Annotated in this window: 4 protein-coding genes; 1 reads left to right on the plus strand and 3 read right to left on the minus strand. The window is 71.3% G+C overall.

The window, feature by feature from the left end; translation table 11 throughout:
* On the plus strand, positions 1-1,482 hold a 1,482-nt coding region (locus VJR25_RS13795), incomplete at its 5' end, for an aminotransferase class III-fold pyridoxal phosphate-dependent enzyme (protein ID WP_324115979.1).
* Positions 1,483-1,504: 22 nt separating this feature from the next.
* On the opposite strand, the gene VJR25_RS13800 is transcribed toward VJR25_RS13795, so the two are convergent.
* From VJR25_RS13800 to VJR25_RS13810, 3 genes are all read right to left on the minus strand, one after another.
* Positions 1,505-1,978, minus strand: coding sequence for a DUF3817 domain-containing protein (locus VJR25_RS13800; protein WP_324115980.1), 474 nt, complete (start codon positions 1,976-1,978; stop codon positions 1,505-1,507).
* 64 nt (positions 1,979-2,042) lie between these two features.
* The gene (locus VJR25_RS13805; protein WP_324115982.1) at positions 2,043-2,498 is read right to left on the minus strand and encodes a MarR family winged helix-turn-helix transcriptional regulator; all 456 of its coding nucleotides are present in this window, start codon (positions 2,496-2,498) and stop codon (positions 2,043-2,045) included.
* 99 nt (positions 2,499-2,597) lie between these two features.
* Positions 2,598-5,054: an HYR domain-containing protein gene (locus VJR25_RS13810; RefSeq protein ID WP_324115984.1), complete on the minus strand. Its 2,457-nt coding sequence runs from the start codon at positions 5,052-5,054 to the stop codon at positions 2,598-2,600.
* Between the last annotated feature and the right edge of the window lie 72 nt (positions 5,055-5,126).

Genomic DNA, 5,126 nt, shown 5'->3' on the forward strand with positions numbered 1-5,126 from the left:
GATCGCGCCGGCGGCCGGGCCGACACCGGCGCCCCGTTCGCCGAGATCACCGGTACCGTCCGCGTCACGCTCGCCGCTGCCGGCATCGACGTGCCCGAGGCGGTCACCGCGCAGACGGCGCCGGCCTGGCTCGCCGTGGTCGCCGACCCCACGGCAGTCCTGTTCGGCGACGCCGTGGCCCCGGCGCCCGCCGCCCCGGACCCGCACGCCCTGCTGGAGCGTCGCGAACGCAGCCTCGCCGAGGTGCAGGAGCACTACTTCACCGTCCCGCCGGTGATCGTGCGGGGGTGGCGCGAGTACCTCGTCGACGCCGACGCGCGGGTGTATCTCGACGCCCTCAACAACGTCACCTCGATCGGGCACGCCCATCCCCGCCTGGTGGAGGCGGTCGCCGCCCAGTGGCGGCTCATCAACACGAACTCGCGGTTCCACTATCCGCAGATCGTCGAGTTCGCCGAGCGCCTCGCGGGCACCCTGCCGGATGGGCTCGACCAGGTGTTCCTCGTCAACAGCGGGTCCGAAGCCGTCGACCTCGCCCTGCGCCTCGCGCAGGCGCACACCTCGCGCCGCGACGTCCTCGCGATCGCAGAGGCCTACCACGGCTGGACGTACCTCTCCGACGCCGTCTCCACCTCGGTCGCGGACAACCCGCATGCGCTCGAGACCCGCCCCGGATGGGTGCACACCGTCGAGGCGCCGAACCCGTTCCGCGGAAAGCACCGGGGTGCGGATGCCGCCCGCTACGCGGACGACGCGGTCGCCGAGGTGCAGCGGCTCGCCGCGGCGGGGATGCCCGTCGGCGCGTTCCTCGCCGAGAGCATCTTCGGCAACGCCGGCGGGATGCCCCTTCCCGACGGATACCTGAAGGCGGTCTACCGGGCGGTGCGCGACGGCGGCGGTGTCGCCGTGGCCGACGAGGTGCAGGTCGGGTACGGGCGGCTCGGCGAATGGTTCTGGGGGTTCCAGCAGCAGGACGCCGTTCCGGACATCGTCGCGGTCGCCAAGGCGATGGGCAACGGGCATCCCCTCGGCGCGGTGATCACGAGCCGCGAGATCGCGGCGAGCTATCGCAGCCAGGGCTACTTCTTCTCGTCCGCGGGCGGCAGTCCCGTCTCCTCGGTCGTCGGCCTCACGGTGCTCGACGTCATCCGGGACGAGCGCCTGCAGCAGAACGCCGCCGAGGTGGGCGCCTACCTCCGGCAGCGCCTGGCCGAACTCGGCGAGCGGCATCCGATCCTCGGCACGGTGCACGGATACGGGTTCTATCTGGGCCCGGAGTTCGTGCGGGACCGCGAGACGTGGGAGCCGGCCACCGCCGAGACCGCGCGGATCTGCGACCGCCTGCGGCGACTCGGCGTCATCATCCAGCCGACCGGTGACCACCAGAACGTGCTGAAGTTCAAGCCGCCGATGTGCTTCTCGCGGGACAGTGCCGACCAGTTCGTCGCCGCCCTGGAGCGGGTGCTCGAGACCGGCTGGTGAGCCCGCACCCCGCGGCCGGGCCTCAGGACCCGGATGTCCAGCCCCCGGGAGGGCCGGCGACGAGCAGACCGCTGAACACGACGACGACCGCCACGGCGCCGAGTACCGTGAACGTGCGCGGGCGGCGCAGCACGGTCCGCAGCACCCGGTCGTGCCACGCGGAGTCGCGCGGGTCGTCGGTGGCCTCGAGACGCCACCCGCCCTCGAGCAGGCCGCGGCGGTGCAGCCACCGGTCGGCGGGAACGGTGGCATACGGGATCACGGCGCTTCCGATGGCGGCGACCCACGGCCACGGCGTCCACCGCTGGTTCTTGGCGACGAGGATGCTCGTGCTGACGTAGCAGAGGAACACGAAGCCGTGGATGCCGCCGAACACAGCGACGGCCCAGGCCCAGCCGAAGACGGCGCGCAGGATCATCCCGGCGATGAGCAGGGTCCACGTGACCGCTTCGGCGACCGACAGGACGCGGAACAGGTTGAGGGGTGTGCGGAACATTCCTTCAGTGTAACTGATAGGCATCAGTCACCCTGAAGGTTGGCCGAACGGCTCGGCTCCCCCCCTACTTCGCGCCGACGGGCTCCTCATGCATGCCCCGGAGTGCCGCGGCGAACGCGGGAGCCTGGGTGCCGAGAGCGGTGTCGAGGTCGGCGAGCCGCGAGTCCGCCTCGGTCAGGGCGCGCGCGCCCTTCTCCGTCATCCGCAGATGCGACGGCGCCCCGGGAATCGCCGTGCCGTCGGAGACCATGCCGTCGTCGACGAGGGCGTGCACCGCGGTGTGCGCGGTCTGCACGGTGATCTGGGATCGGCGGGCGAGCTCCGAGAACGAGATGTCGGGTGTCGCCCGGATGTGCGCGAGCAGTCCGTACTTGCGCGTGGTGAGGCCGAGCGGCTTCAGCGCGGCGCCGAGGTGGGCATCCCACACGCTCGAGACCGTGAGCAGGGCGATCACGGGACTGAACGGACGGCCGGCCGCTTCGGAGCGAAGGGCATCACGGTCGGCGGATCGCTGTGGCATGGGCCCATGCTACTTGCCGTGGTGGTGACCGGTACCGGGATGACGCACGACGAACGACGGACAGTGCGATCGCACTGCCCGCCGTCCGTTCGGGTCGGGTTACTTCAGCTTGAACAGGGCGCTGATGGTCGAGCCGTCCTGCAGCAGCGTGGTCACCTGGTAGCAGGAGCCCGTGGACCTCGGCGTCTGCCAGTTCTGCACGAACTGACCGGCCGTGGTGTCGTACCGCAGGCTCGTGCCGCCGGTCGTGGTGACCTCGATGGCGTCCGTGATGCCGCTGCCGTCCGTGCACGAGACGACCCGTGACGTGAACGACTTCACCGCATCAGTGGTGGTCTTCTCGACCCCGCCCGCGAAGACCTCGAACTTGAGCGGCACCGTCGACCCGGCCTTGACCGTGTTCAGCACACCGCCCATGTCGACCGGCTGGTAGAAGCCGGCGGTCGTCCACGGAGCCACCGTGTAGTGCCGCACGCTGGTGCCCGTGTTGCCGGCACCGTCGGTCGCACTCGCGGTCGCGCTGTGCGCGCCGGTCCCGGAGCCGTCGTTCGTGACGGTGCAGGGGACGCTGCCCGAGACGAGGTCCGTCGCCGTGCAGGAGGCGGTGGGAACCGAGCCGTACGGGTACGTGCCGCCGTCGGCGGGACCGCTCACCCAGGTGATGCTCGGCGGCGTCGTGTCCTGCACGATGACGTGGAACGACTTCTGTCCGGAGTTGCCGTGCGCGTCCGCTGCCGTGCAGGTCACGGTGGTGTCACCGAGCGCGAAGGTGCCGCCGGATGCCGGCGAGCACGACGGCGTCACCGGACCGTCGACGAGGTCGGCGGCCGTCGCGGTGTAGTTCACGGTCGCTCCGTCCGGGCCGGTGGCCTCCGCGGTGATCGTGGCCGGGACGCTGATGTCCGGAGGCGTGGTGTCCTGGACGGCCACGGCGAACGAGGCGGTGCCGACGTTGCCGTGGGCGTCCGTCGCCGTGCAGTCCACCTGCGTGTCACCCAGGGCGAACACCGAGCCGGATGCCGGCGTGCAGACCGGGGTCACGGCGCCGTCGACGAGGTCGCTGGCGGTCACCGTGTAGTGCACGGCGGCACCGTCGGGGCCCGTCGCCTCGGCGATCACCGTCGAGCTCGGCGCGTCGATGACGGGCGGCGTGGTGTCCTGCACCGTCACGGAGAACTGCGCGGTGCCCGTGTTGCCGTGCGCGTCGGTGGCGGCGCAGGTGACGGTCGTCGTGCCGAGTCCGAAGGTCGATCCGGATGCCGGCGAGCAGGTCGTGGCCACGGCCCCGTCGACGAGATCGGTCGCGGACGCCGTGAACTGTGCGGCCGCCCCATCGGGACCCGTCGCTTCGACCGTGATCGGGTCGGGGACCGTGACGGTCGGCGGCGTGGTGTCCTGCACCGTGACGGTGAACGAGCCGGTCGCGAGGTTGCCCGCGGCATCCGCGGCGGAGCAGTCCACCGTGGTCTGGCCGAGCGCGAAGGTGCTGCCCGCGGCGGGGTCGCACGTCACCGGCACCGAGCCGCTGACGAGGTCGGTCGCGGACGCCGTGAAGTCCACGGCGGCGCCGTCGCTTCCGGTGGCCTCGGCGGTCAGGTCGGACGGCAGCACGAGTGCGGGCTTCGTCGTGTCGACGATCGTCACGGTGAAGTGCGCCACGCCCGTGTTCCCGGCGGCATCCGTCGCCGAGCATGCCACGTCCGTCTGGCCGACCGGGAAGTCGGAGCCGGATGCCGGCGAGCAGGTGGTGGGCAGAACGCCGCTGACCGCATCGGTGGCGGTGGGATTCGTCCAGCTGACCGTGGTCAGTGCGCCCGATGCCTCGGACTGGATGTTCCCCGGCGAGCCGACGGCGGGGGCCGTCGTGTCCTTCACGGTGACCTTGAACGAGCCGTTGCCGGTGTTGCCTGCCGCGTCGGTCGCCGAGCAGTTCACCGTGGTGGCGCCGAGCGCAAACGTGCTGCCGGATGCCGGCGTGCAGGTCACCGCGGGGTGGGCCGGTGCCGTCTCGTCGGTCGCCGCCGCGGTGTAGGTGACGGTCGCGCCGGCGGCGCTGGTCGCCTCGGCTGTGATGTCGGAGGGCAGCTGCAGCGTCGGCGCGGTCGTGTCGCAGTTGTGGACCGTCCACGTGACGGTGACGCTCCCGTTGCCGCTGACGTCCTCGTTGGACGCGTTGTGTCCGGCGAAATCGAACATCACCGTTCCCGAACCGCCGGCGCTCTGCGCCGGCAGCGTGACGACCGCGAGCGCGGTGCTGGTACTCAGGAAGTTGTTGGCCTGGCTCGCCCAGTTGCTCTGCACGGTGATGGTGCCCGGCGTCACGGTCGCGGTCATGCCGCTGGTCGCGGAATCGAACTTGACGGCCACGCTGCTGCCGTTGGCGAAGATGTTCGTGGCGCTGTTGCCGATGCGGCGTGCGGCGATGAGCACGTTGAACTGTGCGGCCTGGCCTGTACACACATCGATGCTGGCCCCCCGCCCGTTGGTCACAGGCGAGATGCCGTCGCCGTCGAGCGCGAGCCCGTCGGCGAATGCGGCTGTGGCACCTCCCGTCACCAGGAGAAGCGCTGCGACCGCAGCGGCCAGCGTTCGGAAAACACGTCGTCGTGCCATGGTGGCTCCCCAGTC

Origin of the sequence: Microbacterium sp. (assembly GCF_035277845.1) — a bacterium.
Lineage (GTDB): Bacteria > Actinomycetota > Actinomycetes > Actinomycetales > Microbacteriaceae > Microbacterium.